This window comes from Streptomyces sp. NPDC111507, assembly GCF_055638955.1.
The window spans coordinates 243,917-259,254 of the sequence record NZ_JBVKBU010000004.1 but is presented as its reverse complement, the minus strand read 5'-3'; the positions used below and the strand labels follow the sequence as shown (position 1 = coordinate 259,254).

Annotated in this window: 15 protein-coding genes and 1 tRNA gene; 13 read left to right on the top strand and 3 right to left on the bottom strand. The window is 69.9% G+C overall.

The window, feature by feature from the left end; translation table 11 throughout:
• Positions 1-140 precede the first annotated feature (140 nt).
• A complete protein-coding gene (locus ACZ7M2_RS18830) occupies positions 141-2,906 on the top strand; it encodes a penicillin acylase family protein (protein WP_471596199.1) in 2,766 nt (921 codons plus the stop codon).
• Positions 2,907-3,016: 110 nt separating this feature from the next.
• On the opposite strand, the gene ACZ7M2_RS18825 is transcribed toward ACZ7M2_RS18830, so the two are convergent.
• Positions 3,017-3,592 (bottom strand): 5-formyltetrahydrofolate cyclo-ligase, encoded by a 576-nt coding sequence (locus ACZ7M2_RS18825; RefSeq protein ID WP_471596198.1) that lies wholly within the window; start codon positions 3,590-3,592, stop codon positions 3,017-3,019.
• A gap of 132 nt (positions 3,593-3,724) precedes the next feature.
• On the opposite strand from ACZ7M2_RS18825, the gene galU reads away from it, so the two are divergent.
• The 7 genes from galU (at position 3,725) to ACZ7M2_RS18790 (ending at position 9,277) form a co-directional block, all read left to right on the top strand.
• Complete coding sequence (gene galU, locus ACZ7M2_RS18820; protein ID WP_471596197.1) at positions 3,725-4,627, top strand: UTP--glucose-1-phosphate uridylyltransferase GalU; 903 nt, start codon at positions 3,725-3,727, stop codon at positions 4,625-4,627.
• 4 nt (positions 4,628-4,631) lie between these two features.
• Positions 4,632-5,954, top strand: a complete 1,323-nt coding sequence (glp, locus tag ACZ7M2_RS18815) for a molybdotransferase-like divisome protein Glp (RefSeq protein ID WP_471596196.1) — start codon at positions 4,632-4,634, stop codon at positions 5,952-5,954.
• Positions 5,955-6,015: 61 nt separating this feature from the next.
• Positions 6,016-6,495, top strand: coding sequence for a cyclic pyranopterin monophosphate synthase MoaC (gene moaC, locus ACZ7M2_RS18810; RefSeq protein WP_053852462.1), 480 nt, complete (start codon positions 6,016-6,018; stop codon positions 6,493-6,495).
• On the top strand, positions 6,492-7,004 hold the full coding sequence (locus ACZ7M2_RS18805) for a MogA/MoaB family molybdenum cofactor biosynthesis protein (RefSeq protein WP_471596195.1): 513 nt from the start codon (positions 6,492-6,494) through the stop codon (positions 7,002-7,004). Before moaC ends, ACZ7M2_RS18805 begins: the two co-directional genes overlap by 4 nt.
• Positions 7,001-7,654, top strand: a complete 654-nt coding sequence (locus ACZ7M2_RS18800) for a GNAT family N-acetyltransferase (protein ID WP_054233071.1) — start codon at positions 7,001-7,003, stop codon at positions 7,652-7,654. The genes ACZ7M2_RS18805 and ACZ7M2_RS18800 overlap by 4 nt, the downstream gene beginning before the upstream one ends.
• A gap of 177 nt (positions 7,655-7,831) precedes the next feature.
• Complete coding sequence (sepX, locus tag ACZ7M2_RS18795; RefSeq protein ID WP_471596194.1) at positions 7,832-9,118, top strand: divisome protein SepX/GlpR; 1,287 nt, start codon at positions 7,832-7,834, stop codon at positions 9,116-9,118.
• An 85-nt stretch (positions 9,119-9,203) separates the two neighbouring features.
• Positions 9,204-9,277: transfer RNA gene (locus tag ACZ7M2_RS18790), tRNA-Ala, on the top strand.
• A gap of 66 nt (positions 9,278-9,343) precedes the next feature.
• On the opposite strand, the gene ACZ7M2_RS18785 is transcribed toward ACZ7M2_RS18790, so the two are convergent.
• The gene (locus tag ACZ7M2_RS18785; RefSeq protein ID WP_471596193.1) at positions 9,344-9,829 is read right to left on the bottom strand and encodes a GNAT family N-acetyltransferase; all 486 of its coding nucleotides are present in this window, start codon (positions 9,827-9,829) and stop codon (positions 9,344-9,346) included.
• A 58-nt stretch (positions 9,830-9,887) separates the two neighbouring features.
• On the opposite strand from ACZ7M2_RS18785, the gene ACZ7M2_RS18780 reads away from it, so the two are divergent.
• Positions 9,888-10,691: an exodeoxyribonuclease III gene (locus tag ACZ7M2_RS18780; RefSeq protein ID WP_471596192.1), complete on the top strand. Its 804-nt coding sequence runs from the start codon at positions 9,888-9,890 to the stop codon at positions 10,689-10,691.
• 25 nt (positions 10,692-10,716) lie between these two features.
• On the opposite strand, the gene ACZ7M2_RS18775 is transcribed toward ACZ7M2_RS18780, so the two are convergent.
• The gene (locus tag ACZ7M2_RS18775; protein WP_471596524.1) at positions 10,717-11,343 is read right to left on the bottom strand and encodes a MerR family transcriptional regulator; all 627 of its coding nucleotides are present in this window, start codon (positions 11,341-11,343) and stop codon (positions 10,717-10,719) included.
• Between the two features lie 161 nt (positions 11,344-11,504).
• Between ACZ7M2_RS18775 and ACZ7M2_RS18770 the strand changes: the two genes are divergently transcribed.
• From ACZ7M2_RS18770 to ACZ7M2_RS18755, 4 genes are all read left to right on the top strand, one after another.
• Positions 11,505-13,064 (top strand): flavin-containing monooxygenase, encoded by a 1,560-nt coding sequence (locus ACZ7M2_RS18770; protein WP_471596191.1) that lies wholly within the window; start codon positions 11,505-11,507, stop codon positions 13,062-13,064.
• A complete protein-coding gene (locus ACZ7M2_RS18765) occupies positions 13,061-13,990 on the top strand; it encodes an alpha/beta fold hydrolase (RefSeq protein WP_471596190.1) in 930 nt (309 codons plus the stop codon). The genes ACZ7M2_RS18770 and ACZ7M2_RS18765 overlap by 4 nt, the downstream gene beginning before the upstream one ends.
• Positions 13,987-14,871 carry an SDR family oxidoreductase gene (locus ACZ7M2_RS18760; protein WP_403689009.1) on the top strand — a complete coding sequence of 295 codons (885 nt, stop codon included), beginning with the start codon at positions 13,987-13,989 and terminating at the stop codon, positions 14,869-14,871. Before ACZ7M2_RS18765 ends, ACZ7M2_RS18760 begins: the two co-directional genes overlap by 4 nt.
• Before the next feature lie 86 nt (positions 14,872-14,957).
• Entirely contained in the window at positions 14,958-15,218 is a 261-nt protein-coding gene (locus ACZ7M2_RS18755; protein WP_403689007.1) for a hypothetical protein, read from the top strand.
• The last annotated feature ends 120 nt before the right edge of the window (positions 15,219-15,338 follow it).

Sequence of the window (15,338 nt, the reverse complement as noted above, 5' to 3'; positions counted from 1 at the left end):
CTTGACACTCCATGGGCCGAGATCGAACGCTCGTCCGTCCTGTACCCGACTCCGCGTCAAGGCGCGTCGGGCCCTGCGCCTATGGTTGCTCCAGCACTCCAGGACCGCCTGCCGCTCGCGTTAGGACAGCAAGGACAGCGATGCCCCCGAACACCACCGCCTCTTCCGGCCAGAAGCCGGGCAAGTCCGGCAGGAAGAAGGGGCGCAAGGCCCGACTGTTCCTGATCGTCCTGGTTCTGGCTCTCTTCGGAGGCGTTGCCTATGGCGGCTACTGGGGGGTCAGTACCGTCCGTGCCTCCTTCCCGCAGACCAAGGGCTCCCTCACGCTCGAGGGGCTGTCGGGCCCCGTGGACGTCAAGCGGGACGGCAACGGGATCCCGCAGATCTACGCCTCGTCCGACGAGGACCTGTTCATGGCGCAGGGCTACGTCCAGGCGCAGGACCGGTTCTACGAGATGGACGTACGCCGTCACATGACCTCGGGCCGGCTGTCCGAGATGTTCGGCTCGGGCCAGGTCAAGAACGACGAGTTCCTGCGCACGATGGGCTGGGACCGGGTCGCCAAGGAGGAGTACGACAAGAAGCTGTCGGCCTCCACGAAGAAGTACCTCCAGGCGTACGCCAAGGGAGTCAATGCCTACCTGAAGGGCAAGGACGGCAAGGACATCTCCCTGGAGTACGCGGCCCTTGGTTTCACCAACGACTACAAGCCCCAGGAGTGGACCCCGGTCGACTCGGTCGCGTGGCTGAAGGCGATGGCCTGGGACCTGCGCGGCAACATGCAGGAGGAGATCGACCGCTCCCTGATGACCAGCCGCCTGGGCCCGAAGCAGATCGCCGACCTGTACCCGGAGTACCCCTACAGCCGGAACAAGACGATTACGCAGGAGGGCCAGTACGACAGCGTCACCGGGTCGTACGTCCAGGGCAGCAGCACGACGACGAGCGGCGGGACGCAGTCCACGGCGGGCACCGGCCTCGCGGGGAACACCACCGCGCCGGGCGGCCTGCAGAGCCAGCTCTCCAAGCTCTACAACGTGCTCGACAACGTGCCCACCGCCGTCGGCGTGAACGGCAACGGCATCGGCTCGAACTCCTGGGTCGTCGCGGGCAAGTACACGATCACCGGTAAGCCGCTGCTGGCCAACGACCCGCACCTGTCGGCCTCGCTGCCCTCGGTCTGGTACCAGATGGGCCTGCACTGCACGAGCGTCTCCAGCAAGTGCCAGTACGACGTCTCCGGCTACACCTTCGCGGGCATGCCCGGCGTGGTCATCGGCCACAACCAGGACATCGCCTGGGGCATGACCAACTCCGGGGTCGACGTCACCGACCTCTACCTGGAGAAGATCACCGGCGAGGGCTACGAGTACGACGGCAAGGTGCTGCCCTTCACGACCCGCAAGGAAACGATCAAGGTCGCGGGCGGCGCGAGCAAGACGATCGTCGTCCGGGAGACCAAGGACGGGATGCCGCTGCTCTCCGACCGCGACGACGAACTGGTCAAGGTCGGCAAGAAGGCCACCGTCGACAGCGGGGCCCCCGACCGCGGCGACGGCTACGCCATCGCGCTGCGCTGGACGGCCCTTGATCCGGGCAACTCCATGGACGCCGTCTTCCAGCTGGACAAGGCGTCGAACTGGGCGGAATTCCGCACGGCGTCCGCGTCCTTCGACGTGCCCTCGCAGAACCTGATCTACGCCGACACCGAGAACCACATCGGCTACCAGCTGCCCGGCAAGATCCCGACCCGGTCGAAGGGCGACGACGGCTCGCTCCCGTCGCCCGGCTGGGACTCCAAGTACCAGTGGACCGGCTTCATCAAGCAGTCCGAGCTGCCCTACGAGTACGACCCGAAGCGCGGCTACATCGTGACCGCCAACCAGGCGGTCGTCGACAAGGACAAGTACCCCTACACGCTCACCACGGACTGGGGTTACGGGACGCGCAGCCAGCGGATCACCGATCTCATCGAGGCGAAGATCAAGGGCGGCGGCAAGATCTCGACCGACGACATGCGCCAGATGCAGCTCGACGACAGCAGTGAGATCGCCAAGCTGATCGTGCCCAAGCTGCTCAAGATCGACGTCGCCGACAAGAACGTCCGCGACGCGCAGAAGCTCCTGGAGGGCTGGGACTACACCCAGGACGCCGACTCCGCGGCGGCCGCGTACTTCAACGCGACCTGGCGCAACATCCTCAAGCTCGCCTTCGGCAACAAGCTGCCCAAGGAGCTGCGGGTCAAGGGCCAGTGCCTGAACGTCGCCCCGGTCGACACCACCGGCCCCGCGGACGAGAACCAGACCGTGCGCGAGTGCGGCCAGCGTGAGGCGGACCAGGCGCAACCGGACGGCGGCGACCGCTGGTTCGAGGTGGTCCGCAAGATCATCAACGACCCGAACAACGACTGGTGGAAGGCGCCCAAGACGCGCCTCGACAAGGCGGCCGACAACCGGGACGAGCTCTTCGCGCGAGCCATGAAGGACGCCCGCTGGGAGCTGACCGCCAAGCTCGGCAAGGACATGGACACCTGGAGCTGGGGCCGGCTGCACCGCCTGTTCCTGAAGAACCAGACCCTGGGCACCGAAGGCCCCGGCGTCCTGCAGTACATGCTCAACCGTGGCCCCTGGAGGCTCAGCGGCGGCGAGGCGACGGTCAACGCGACCGGCTGGAACGCCGCGGGCGGCTACGGAGTGGTCTGGGTGCCGTCCATGCGGATGGTGGTCAACCTCGACGACTTCGACAAGTCGAAGTGGATCAACCTCTCCGGCGCCTCCGGGCACGCCTACAGCGCCCACTACACCGACCAGACGGACAAGTGGGCCAAGGGTGAACTGCTGCCGTGGTCCTTCTCGGACAAGGCGGTCGACAAGAGCACGAGCGACACCCTGGTGCTCAAGCCGTGAGCCATTGACGGCGACCACGAGTCACCGACGGCGACTGTGAGTTACTGACGGCGACAGGTGAAAGGGCCCTCCACACACGCGTGGAGGGCCCTTTCGTCCGCCCGGCCCCGTCAGCCGAACCGACGCACCCCCGAAGGCGTCACCACCGCGTGTACGGGACGGTCGTGAGACTCCGCCGGGACGTGCTCGACGACCTCCGCGTCGTACAGCAGCACCACGAGGGCGGGATCGGCCCCCGCGCGCTCCAGGCGGGCCAGGACGCGGTCGTACGAGCCACCGCCGCGCCCCAGACGCATTCCGCGCCGGTCCACGGCCAGGCCGGGGAGCAGGACGGCGTCGGCCTCCTGGGCGGCCTCGGGGCCGAGCCGCTCACCCGCCGGCTCCAGGAGAGCCATCCTGCTGCCGTGCCGGACACGCTCCAGGGAGCCCTCTCCGGCGTACGCGCCCCAGTCCAGGTCGTTGTCCTCCATCAGGACCGGCAGCAGCACGCGCACCCCGCGCGCGTGGAGCGCGTCAAGGAGCGCGAGGGTGCCCGGCTCGCTCCCCACGGAGACGTACGCCGCCACCGTGCGCGCGTGCGCCAGCTCCGGCAACTCCAGCGCCCGCAGGGCCAGGGCCCCGGCGGATACCCGCAGGTCGTAGGGTGTCAACCTGCTTCTCACCGCGAGGAATCCTCGCCGCAACATTTGCTTGTCAGGCTCTGCCGCACGTCCCACGTGACTCACAGCTCACTCCGTACCGTTCCTTATGCGCTCATATGAGAGCTATTTAACGGGACCAACAGATTGCGCTCATAGCCACCGGATATGGTTACGCGCATGACTGAGTCGCACCCCAGGATCAGCAAGGCTGTCATCCCCGCAGCAGGCCTCGGCACCCGGTTCCTGCCGGCCACCAAGGCCACTCCCAAAGAGATGCTGCCGGTCGTCGACAAGCCGGCGATCCAGTACGTGGTCGAAGAGGCCGCGTCGGCGGGTCTCGACGACGTCCTGATGATCACCGGCCGCAACAAGCGCCCCCTCGAGGACCACTTCGACCGCAATTACGAGCTGGAGTCCGCCCTTCAGAAGAAGGGCGACGCCAACCGGCTCGCCAAGGTCCAGGAGTCCAGCGACCTGGCCACCATGCACTACGTGCGCCAGGGCGACCCCAAGGGCCTCGGCCACGCCGTCCTGTGTGCGGCGCCGCACGTCGGCCACGAGCCCTTCGCCGTGCTCCTCGGCGACGACCTGATCGACCCCCGCGACCCCCTCCTCGCCCGCATGGTCGAGGTCCAGGAGCAGCACGGCGGCAGCGTCATCGCGCTCATGGAGGTCGCGCCCGAGCAGATCCACCTCTACGGGTGCGCGGCCGTCGAGACCACCGCCGAGGGCGACCTCGTCAAGGTGACCGGCCTGGTCGAGAAGCCGGACCCGGCGGACGCGCCCAGCAACTACGCGATCATCGGGCGCTACGTCCTCGACCCGCACATCTTCGACATACTCCGTAAGACCGAGCCGGGTCGCGGCGGCGAGATCCAGCTCACCGACGCCCTCCAGCAGCTCGCGCACGACGAGAAGGTCGGCGGCCCCGTGCACGGCGTCGTCTTCAAGGGCCGCCGCTATGACACCGGCGACCGCGGCGACTATCTGCGTGCCATTGTCAGGCTCGCGTGCGAACGTGATGACCTGGGCCCGGACTTCCGGACCTGGCTTCGCAGTTACGTAGCCGAGGAGATGTAGGAACTTGAGCAGCGCCGCGACCCGTGTCACCGGCCAGGACCACCTCTGGTCGGTGACCGAGCACCTGGAGGACATCCTCGCGACCGTTCGCCCTCTCGAACCCATCGAGCTGCAACTCCTCGACGCCCAGGGCTGTGTCCTGGTCGAGGACGTCACGGTGCCGGTCTCCCTGCCGCCGTTCGACAACAGCTCGATGGACGGGTACGCGGTCCGGGTCGCCGATGTCGCGGGCGCGAGCGAGGAGTACCCGGCGGTCCTCACGGTCGTCGGCGACGTCGCGGCCGGCCAGGGCGAGCAGCCCCATGTGGGCCCCGGTGAGGCCGCCCGCATCATGACCGGCGCCCCGCTGCCGCCCGGCGCCGAGGCCGTCGTCCCGGTGGAGTGGACCGACGGCGGCCTGGGGGAGGGTCCCGTCTCCGGGATGCGCGCCCACAGCGCGTCCCCCGAGGGCGCCTCCGGCCAGGTGCACGTCCACCGCCCGGCCGAGGCACGCGCGCATGTGCGCGCGAAGGGCAGCGACGTGAAGGCGGGGGACCGCGCCCTCGAAGCAGGCACGATCCTCGGCCCGCCGCAGATCGGCCTGCTCGCCGCGATCGGCCGCGGCACCGTACGCGTGCGCCCGCGCCCGCGCGTGGTTGTCCTGTCCACCGGCAGTGAACTTGTCCAGCCCGACGAGCCGTTGGGCGCCGGCCAGATCTACGACTCCAACAGCTTCGCCCTGTGCGCCGCCGCCCGCGACGCCGGGGCCATCGCCTACCGGGTGGGCGCGGTCGCCGACGACGCCGTGACGCTCCGCGCCACCATCGAGGACCAGCTCATCCGCGCGGACCTGCTGGTCACCACGGGCGGCGTGAGCGTCGGCGCGTACGACGTCGTCAAGGAGGCCCTGTCCTCGGTGGGCGACGAGGACGAGGAGGGCAGCGGCATCGACTTCCGCAAGCTCGCCATGCAGCCCGGCAAGCCCCAGGGCTTCGGCACGATCGGCCCCGAGCACACCCCGCTGCTCGCGCTGCCCGGCAACCCCGTCTCCTCGTACGTCTCCTTCGAGCTGTTCGTCCGCCCCGCGATCCGCACCTTGTCGGGCCTGGACGACATCCACCGCCCCACCACCAGGGCGACCTTGGAGACGGGCAAGGCGCTGACCTCGCCGGACGGCCGCCGGCAGTTCCTGCGCGGGAGGTACGCCGACGGCAAGGTGACCCCGGTCGGCGGCGCCGGATCCCACCTGGTCGCGGCCCTGGCCCAGGCCGACGCACTGATCGTCGTCCCCGAGGACGTCACCTCGGTCGAGCCCGGCACCGAGGTCGAAGTGGTCCTGCTCGGCTGAGTGCCCCGAGTGGCGGTACCGTGTCGCGCACAAGAGGCCCGACCGGGAGCGCCGCGCAGACATGAGTACGCAGGACCGACTGACCCACATCGACGAGGCGGGCGCCGCCCGTATGGTCGACGTCTCCGGGAAGGACGTGACCGCGCGCACCGCCCGCGCCAGCGGCCGTGTCCTGGTCTCGCCCCGTGTGATCGAACTGTTGCGTGGTGAGGGCGTCCCCAAGGGCGACGCCCTGGCCACCGCGCGCATCGCGGGCATCATGGGCGCCAAGCGCACCCCGGATCTGATCCCGCTCTGCCATCCGTTGTCGGTCTCGGGTGTCAAGCTCGATCTGTCGGTCGCGGACGACGCGGTCGAGATCCTCGCCACCGTGAAGACCACCGACCGTACGGGCGTCGAGATGGAGGCCCTCACCGCGGTCAGCGTGGCGGCCCTCACCGTGATCGACATGGTCAAGGCGGTCGACAAGGGGGCTGTCATTACGGACGTACGGGTGGAAGAGAAGACGGGCGGAAAGTCGGGCGACTGGAGCCGGGCATGACGGCACCGTCGTACCGCGCGCTCGTGGTCACGGCCTCGAACAGAGCCGCCGCGGGCGTCTACGAGGACAAGGGCGGCCCCTTGATCGCCGAGGGGCTCACGGCGTACGGCTTCGAGGTCGACGGCCCCCGGGTGGTGCCGGACGGCGACCCCGTGGAGGCGGCACTGCGCGCGGGCGTCGACGCCGGGTACGACGTGATCGTGACGACGGGCGGTACGGGGATCTCGCCCACCGACCGGACGCCCGAGGCGACCCGGCGCGTACTCGATCACGAGGTGCCGGGCATTCCCGAGGCCATCAGGGCGTTCGGGAGAGAGAAGGTGCCCACGGCGGCGCTGTCCCGAGGGCTCGCCGGAGTCACGGGACGGACGTTGATCGTCAACCTGCCGGGTTCCACCGGCGGGGTGAAGGACGGCCTGGCCGTTCTGGAGCCCCTTCTGATCCACGCCGTCGACCAGATCCGTGGCGGCGACCACCCCAGACCCAGCGGCAGTGGGGGTGCGAGCTGAACAGCCCATCCTGGCCCGTCGAGCTGGTGGACGGCGATGTCGTCCTTCGGCCGATAAAGGTGCGCGACCAGCGGGCCTGGCGCGAGGTGAACCGGCGCAACCGGGACTGGCTGCGGCCCTGGGAGGCGACGATTCCGCCACCCACGCCCAGCGGTCCGATAGCGCACCGGCCGACCTACCGTCAGATGGTCCGGCATCTGCGCGCCGAGGCCAACGCGGGCCGGATGCTGCCCTTCGTCATCGAGTACCAGGGCCGTCTGGTCGGGCAGCTGACCGTCGCCGGCATCACCTGGGGATCGATGTGCTCCGGGCACATCGGCTACTGGGTGGACCAGTCGGTCGCGGGGCGCGGAGTGATGCCGACGGCCGTGGCGATGGTGACCGACCACTGCTTCCGCACGGTCGGACTGCACCGCATCGAAGTCTGCATTCGCCCGGAGAACGGGCCGAGCCGCCGAGTGGTGGAGAAACTCGGATTCCGCGAGGAAGGGCTCAGGCCGCGCTATCTGCACATCGACGGGGCCTGGCGGGACCATCTCGTCTTCGCACTCACCGCGGAAGAGGTGCCGGAGGGGTTGCTGGGGCGTTGGCGGCGGGCACGATCGATGCAGGCCCGTTCGGAGAACCAGAGCAAGCCCGGCACTCAGTAAATGAAATGTATGTTCGAAATTGATCGGTGCGTGATCGGCTCAGGGCATTAAATTCGCGCTCGCTGCGGCCTGCTGATCGCATCGGTCACAAAAAAAGCTCGAAATATCAGCCGGATCGTGCGACACACCGGCCGAATTGGCAGATGGCCTCATGCAAACCCCTCTACCGTGTGAGGCGTGAGCAGCAGCGGCCTCATCTACGCAGTCATCGTCGGGGCCTGGGCCGCCTACTTGGTGCCGATGTGGCTCCGTAGGCAGGACGAGCTGAACGAAGCCCGTCCGACGGAACGCTTCAGCACCGCCATCCGGCTGCTTTCCGGACGGGCGGGAATGGAGCGCCGGTACGCCAAGGACCTGCGGGCGCGCTCCACCGAAGAGGGGGAGCCCAGCGCCGGGCCGGACGCCGTCACCGACTCGGTGGACGTCCGGGCCTTCGCCATGCCTCCGGTCCGGCAGCAGACCAAGGCCCAACTCCCGCCGCCCGCCCAGCCCGAACCGCAGCGGGCGCCACAGGCCGCCGCCCGGAAGGGCGCCCCACAGGGCTCCTCGGCGGCCGGCCGGGCGGTGCCGCAGCAATCGGCCCAACCCGAGCCGAACTCGGGCTCGGGCTCGGGATTGGGCTCGGGACCGGGGCCGGGACTGGATTCAGGATCGGATTCGGCCAACTCCGGGGCCTCCAGGGTTCCGGCCGCGCGGCGGGCCTCCGCGGCGGAGGCCGCGGCGCGCGCCCGGCGCTCGAAGGTGCTCGCGCGCCGACGGCGTACGACCGTGATGCTCTTCCTCGCCTTCACGCTCGGCGCGATCGTGGCGGCCGTCGGGGGGCTCGCGTTCCTGTGGGCGCCCGGCGTGCCCGCCGTGATGCTGAGCTCGTACATCGTGTACCTGCGCGCCCAGGAACGACGGCGCTTCACGTACACCATGGACCGGCGCCGGGCCGAGGCCGCGGCGCAGCGGCTCAGGGAGCGGCAGCCGCGCCGGCGACCCACCCTCGACCCCGGCGCCGACGAGCCCGACGACAGCCCCGAGCCGGAGACCGACCCCGGTCTGTCCGCGCTCGCGGCCGACCGCCGCGCCCTCGTCGAGCAGACCGACCACGCCGAGTGGGTCGACCAGCAGCGTGAGCGCCAGCGGGGCCCCGGCCGGGGCGACAGCTGGGATCCGGTGCCGGTTCCGCTGCCTACGTACGTGACCGCGCCGGTCGCGCCCCGGGCCACGTCCAGTGTCGATCTGGGGGCGCCGGACGCGTGGAGCTCGGCGCGCTCCAGCGCCGCCGAGCCGAGCGAGCCGGAGGCGGAGCCCGCCGCCGAGGAGGGCCACGAAGCCGCCGAGACGGCCGAGGCCGCCGACGACGGTCGAAGTGACGCCCGGCGCGCCGCGTCCGCCCGGCGGGCCCGTGAGCGCGGTCGCACTCCGCTGTTCGACCAGTACGAGGACGGCGAACGGCCGCGTGCCGCCAATGAATGACCAGGCGCTCGGGAGCCCCGGCTGACCTGCCAGGAACGGATTTCCAAGCACCCCGACGGGGATGCTAGAGTTTCACTCGTTGCAAGGGCCTGTGGCGCAGTCCGGTAGCGCACCTCGTTCGCATCGAGGGGGCCAGGGGTTCAAATCCCCTCAGGTCCACTGCAATTCAGAACCCCGTCGGATTCGTCCGGCGGGGTTCTTGCCTGTTCGGCCACACTCGCTCGTTCACCGAACGGTCAGCGGCTTGGCGTAGCAGAGGCTCAGTTCGTGGAAGCGGTAGTAGCCGAACTTGGCACAGGGTTCGTAGCCGCTGGAGAGGTAGAGGGCGACCGCCTCGGGCTGCTTGGCGCCGGTCTCCAGGACCATGCGGGTGCGGCCGGCCGCGCGGGCGTCGTCCTCCAGGGCGGCCAGGATGCGGCGGGCGAGGCCGAGACCGCGGGCCTCCGGGGTCACGTACATGCGCTTGAGCTCGGCGTCGCCGTCCGCGTACCCCTCGTCGTTCCTGTCCTGGCCGCGCCAGCCGCCGGACGCGATCGGGCGGTCCCGCTCGTTGTAGGCGAGGAGGTAGAGGCCGAGCGGCGGCTTGAACATCGACGCGTCGAGCGGTGTGACATCGCCCTCATCGCCGTAGCGCTCGGCGTATTCGGCCTGCACCTGGTCGTTGAGTTTGACGGCGTCGGGGTGGTCGTACGGGACCGGGCGGATACTCATGCGAGGTATCGTACATCTATGCGCCCTCTGGGTGGAATGGATTAAGTATCGTGCCCGGGTGCTGACTGTTACCTCGGTGAATGTGAACGGGCTCCGGGCCGCCGCGAAGAAGGGCTTCGTGGAGTGGCTCGCGGAGACCTCCGCGGACGTGCTGTGCCTTCAGGAGGTGCGGGCCGAGCCCGGGCAGCTGCCCGAGGAGGTGCGGGCGCCGGGGGGGTGGCACGTCGTGCACGCCCCCGCGGCGGCCAAGGGGCGCGCGGGCGTCTCCCTGTACACCCGGCGCGAGCCCGACCGGGTGCGGATCGGTTTCGGGTCCGAGGAGTTCGACTCCAGCGGACGGTACGTCGAGGCCGACCTCCCCGGTGTCACCGTCGCCAGCCTCTACCTGCCCTCCGGTGAGGTCGGAACCGAACGGCAGGACGAGAAGGTCCGGTTCATGGACGAGTTCCTCGCCCACCTGAAGGAGCTGCGCGAGCGCGCCGCCGCCGACGGGCGCGAGGTCGTCGTCTGCGGCGACTGGAACATCGCCCACCAGGAGGCCGACCTCAAGAACTGGCGTGCCAACAAGAAGAACTCCGGCTTCCTGCCCGAGGAGCGCGAGTGGCTGGGGCGGGTGCTGGCCGCGGACGACGGCGGGTACGTCGACGTCGTACGGTCACTGCACCCGGACGCCGAGGGACCGTACTCGTGGTGGTCGTACCGGGGGCGGGCCTTCGACAACGACAGCGGATGGCGCATCGACTACCACGTCTCGACGCCGGGGCTCGCGGGCAAGGCCGTGAAGGGGTTCGTGGAGCGGGCGGCGACGCATGCGGAGCGCTGGTCCGACCATGCGCCGGTGACGGTCGTCTACGAGCTGTAGCGCTGCGGCCGCCGGTGACGGTCGGCTACGAGCTCTGGTCCCGCAGCCGCCGGTCCAGGGCCATCGACACTTCCGCCTCCACCACGCTCTTCGCCAGGGGGCGTAGGCGTTTGAGGTCCTCGGTGGTGCGGTTCTGCGTGAGGACGATGCCGGCGAAGAGGTCGGCGAGGGCGTCGGCGTGGTCGCGGACGCGGCGGGCGGCGGTGAGGACGTCGGCCAGGGGGATGCCCTCGCGGACCAGGGCCGCCGAGACGTCGAGCAGGCGGCGGCTGATGTGGACGATCTCGCCGCCGTCGGTGCCGAGGTACCCGAGGTCGAGGGCCGCGGCGAGGTTCTCCGGGGTGGCCTGGCCGGCGAAGACGTCGGCCAGCTCCTCGGGGGAGAGGCGGACGGGGGTCTCCTCGGTGGGCTCGCCGAGACCGAGGAGTTCACCGACGTCACGGCCGTGGTCGAAGGCCTCGGCCAGCTCCGCGATGCCGCTGAGGGTGTGGCCGCGTTCGAGCAGCGCCGAGATCGTGCGCAGGCGGGCCAGGTGGGTGTGGTCGTACCAGGCGATACGGCCCTCGCGGCGGGGCGGCGGTATCAGCTTGCGCTCCCGGTAGAAGCGCAGGGTGCGCACGGTGATGCCGGCCTCCTTGGCCAGCTCCTCCATCCGGTACTCACGCTTCTCCGCCACGTGCGAAACCCTACGTCGTACCGTCGGTAACTTTCGTGGTCGCAACCCTACCCATCAGTACGGAGCTGCTCTACGCTCCCATTGCGCCAGTGTTCACTGGCAGAGTCGGGCGGCTAGGGAGGCGTGGGATGGTCGGGATGACCGAGCACGAGCATGTGCGCGTCGCGGTGATCGGGTCCGGGTTCGGCGGTCTGGGGGCCGCGGTGCGGCTGCGCCGCGAAGGGATCACCGACTTCGTCGTCCTGGAACGGGCCGGAAGCGTCGGGGGTACGTGGCGGGACAACAGTTACCCGGGGTGCGCCTGTGATGTGCCCTCGCACCTGTACTCGTTCTCGTTCGCGCCCCACCCCGACTGGCCGCGCACCTTCTCGGGGCAGGAGCACATCCGGGCCTACCTGGAGCACGTCACCGACGTCTTCGGACTGCGCCCGCATCTGCGCTTCGACTCCGAAGTGAAGATGATGACGTGGGACCAGGAGAAGCTCCGGTGGGGGATCGAGACCAGCCGTGGCTTCCTCACCGCCGATGTCGTCGTGTCCGCGACCGGGCCACTCTCCGACCCCAAGATCCCCGACATACCGGGGATCGACTCCTTCCCCGGCAAGGTCTTCCACTCGGCCCGCTGGGACCACGACTACGACCTGCGCGGCAAGCGCGTCGCCATGATCGGCACGGGCGCATCCGCCATCCAGATCGTGCCCGCCATCCAGCCCGACGTGTCCCGGCTGACCCTCTTCCAGCGCACGCCGCCGTGGGTGATGCCCCGGGTCGACCGGGCCATCACCGGTGCCGAACGGTGGCTGCACAAGCAGTTGCCCTTCACCACACAGGCCCGGCGCGGACTGCTGTGGGGGATCAGGGAGCTGCAGGTCCAGGCGTTCACGAAGCGTCCTGACGAGCTGGGCCTCGTCGAGCGGCTGGCCAGGCGGAACATGGCGCGGGCCGTCCGGGATCCGGAACTGCGGGCCAAGTTGACCCCCGACTACCGGATCGGGTGCAAGCGGATCCTGCTCTCCAACACCTACTATCCGGCGCTCACCCGGGCCAACGTCGACGTCGTGGACTCCGGGCTCGCCAAGATCGACGGCTCCACGCTCGTCGCCGCCGACGGCAGCACGGCCGAGGTCGACGCGATCATCTTCGGTACGGGCTTCCACGTCACCGACATGCCGATCGCGGACCGGGTCGTCGGAACCGAGGGCAGGACGCTCGCGGAGGTGTGGCGCGACGGCATGAAGTCGCTGCGCGGGGCCACCGCGGCCGGGTTCCCCAACTGGATGACGATCATCGGTCCGAACACCGGGCTCGGGAACTCCAGCATGATCCTGATGATCGAGTCCCAGCTGAACTACATGGCCGACTACGTGCGGCAGTTGGACGTCCTGGGCGGACGCGCGGCTCTCGACGCGCGCCCCGACGCCGTGGAGGGCTGGAACGACAAGGTCCAGAAGCGGATGCTGCGCACGGTGTGGAACACCGGCGGCTGCACGAGCTGGTACCTCGACGCGAGCGGCCGCAACACCACCATCTGGCCCGGCACGACGACCGAGTTCCGTAGCGCCACCCGGCGAGTGGACCTGGGAGAGTACGAGGTGCTGCGCGCCCCTGCGCCGAACACATCCGGGCCGCGCGCACCCGAGTCGCGCACCAAGAGCTCCGGCACAAAGGGTGCCAAGAAGGTGGAGGCGGGAGCGTGAGTCGACTGACGCATGTGGAGCACGGGGCGTACGCGCCGCCCGCGCCGGCGCGCGAACTGACCGCCGTCTCCGCCGACGGCGCCCGGTTGCACGTAGAGGTGCACGGACCCGAGGACAACCCGGCCGCGCCCGTCGTCGTCCTCGCGCACGGCTGGACCTGTTCGACCGCCTTCTGGGCCGCGCAGATACGGGACCTCGCCGTCGACCACCGGGTGATCGCGTACGACCAGCGCGGGCACGGCCGCAGTCCCGCGAGCCAGACGTGCACCGCGGACGCGCTCGCCGACGATCTGGAAGCCGTGCTCGCGGCCACGCTCGCACCCGGCGAGAAGGCCGTGCTCGTCGGGCACTCCATGGGCGGGATGACGCTGATGGCGGCCTCGGCGCGGCCACGTTTCCGGGAGCACGCGGTGGCGGCTCTGCTGTGCAGCACGGGCAGTTCGCGGCTGGTGGCCGAGGCGCGGGTGGTGCCGATGCCGGCCGGGTGGCTGCGGACCCAGGTGACCAAGAGGATCCTCGGGTCGGCCGCGCCGCTCGGGCCCGTCACCCCGCTCGCCCGGCGGATCCTCAAGTACGCGACCATGGGCGCCGGTTCGTCACCGGGCATGGTGGAGGCGTGCGCGCGGATCGTGCACGCCTGTCCGCGCACGGTGCGGCACGCCTGGTCGAAGGTGCTCGACCTGCTCGATCTCGACCACGGCGTACGGGCGTTGGCGGTGCCGACGGCCGTGGTGGTGGGTACGGCGGACCGGCTGACGCCCGTGGTACACGCGCGCGCCCTGGTCGCGGCCCTGCCGAACTGTGTCGGCGTCACCGAACTGACCGGACTCGGGCACATGACACCGGTGGAGGCGCCGGAACTGGTCACCGCCCGCATACGCGAACTCGTCTCCACCTACGCAGAGATCAAGGAGGGCAGCGCATGACCAAGGTGAGCCTGGAAGGGCAGGTCGCGGTCGTCACGGGGGCCGCGCGGGGCGTCGGCGAACTCCTCGCCCGCAAGCTCTCCGCGCGCGGTGCCAAGGTCGCGCTGGTCGGCCTGGAGCCGGACGCGCTCAAGCAGGTCTCGGACCGGCTGCACGGCGAAAGCGGCTTCTGGCATGCGGATGTCACCGACCACGAGGCGATGGCCCAGGTCGCGGCCGAGGTGAAGGAACGGTTCGGGAAGGTCGACATCGTCGTCGCCAACGCCGGTGTGGCGAACGGCGGTCCCTTCGTCGAGTCCGATCCCGTCGCCTGGCGGCGGGTCATCGAGGTCAACCTCATCGGATCGGCGGTCACCGCGCGGGCGTTCCTGCCCGTGCTCATGGAAAGCCGGGGGTATCTGCTGCAGATCGCCTCGCTCGCGGCCATCACCCCGGCGCCGATGATGACGGCGTACTGCGCGTCCAAGTCGGGCGTGGAGGCGTACGCGCACAGCCTGCGTGCCGAGGTCGGCCACAAGGGCGTACGGGTCGGGATCGGTTACCTGTCCTGGACCGACACCGACATGGTGCGCGGGGCCGATCAGGACGAGGTGATGCGGGAGTTGAGGCAGCGGCTGCCGTGGCCGTCCAACAAGACGTATCCGCTGGGGCCGGCCGTCGACCGTATCGTCGCGGGGATCGAGCGGCGGTCCGGCCATGTGTACGCGCAGTGGTGGCTGCGCGGGATGCAGGGCGTCCGGGGCTACCTCCCGGGGATCATCGGGGCCGTGGGACAACGGGAGATGCGGCGGTTCGAGCCGCGGCTCAAAGGCGTGAGTACGGGGCTCGTGGGTGCCGGCGGGGCGGCCGACGAGCAGCGCCAGCAGGGGATATCACCGTGAGTGAGTGATCGAAATGCGTGCGTAGTCCGTGCGTGTAAGTCTGGTCGAGCCCGATCCCCCTCACCCACAAATGGGAGTGAAACCTCATGGGCAAGAAGGACCAGATGCAGAACAAGGCCGAGCAGATGAAGCAGCAGGGCAAGAAGAAGATGGGCCAGGACATCGGCCACGAGAAGGCCCGTCCCGGCGAGCACTCCCCGCAGCCGGGTGCCCGCACCTCGCAGCAGGGCGCGCGTTCCCCGCAGTCGGGTGAGCGCTCCCCGCAGAGGGGCGACCGGACGATCCCGGAGGCCGAGCGCGTGCAGCGTGAGGCGAAGGACCGGCTCGACCAGGACTACGACGTCTGACGGTTAGCTGCGCCGGCTTAGGCCGAGTTGTGGGGCGCCCCTGTTGGTTGGGGGCGCCCCACGCTTTTTGTCGGCGTCGGGGGGCGTTGTCGGGTGCGGGTGGGTGGGGGCTTGTCGCGC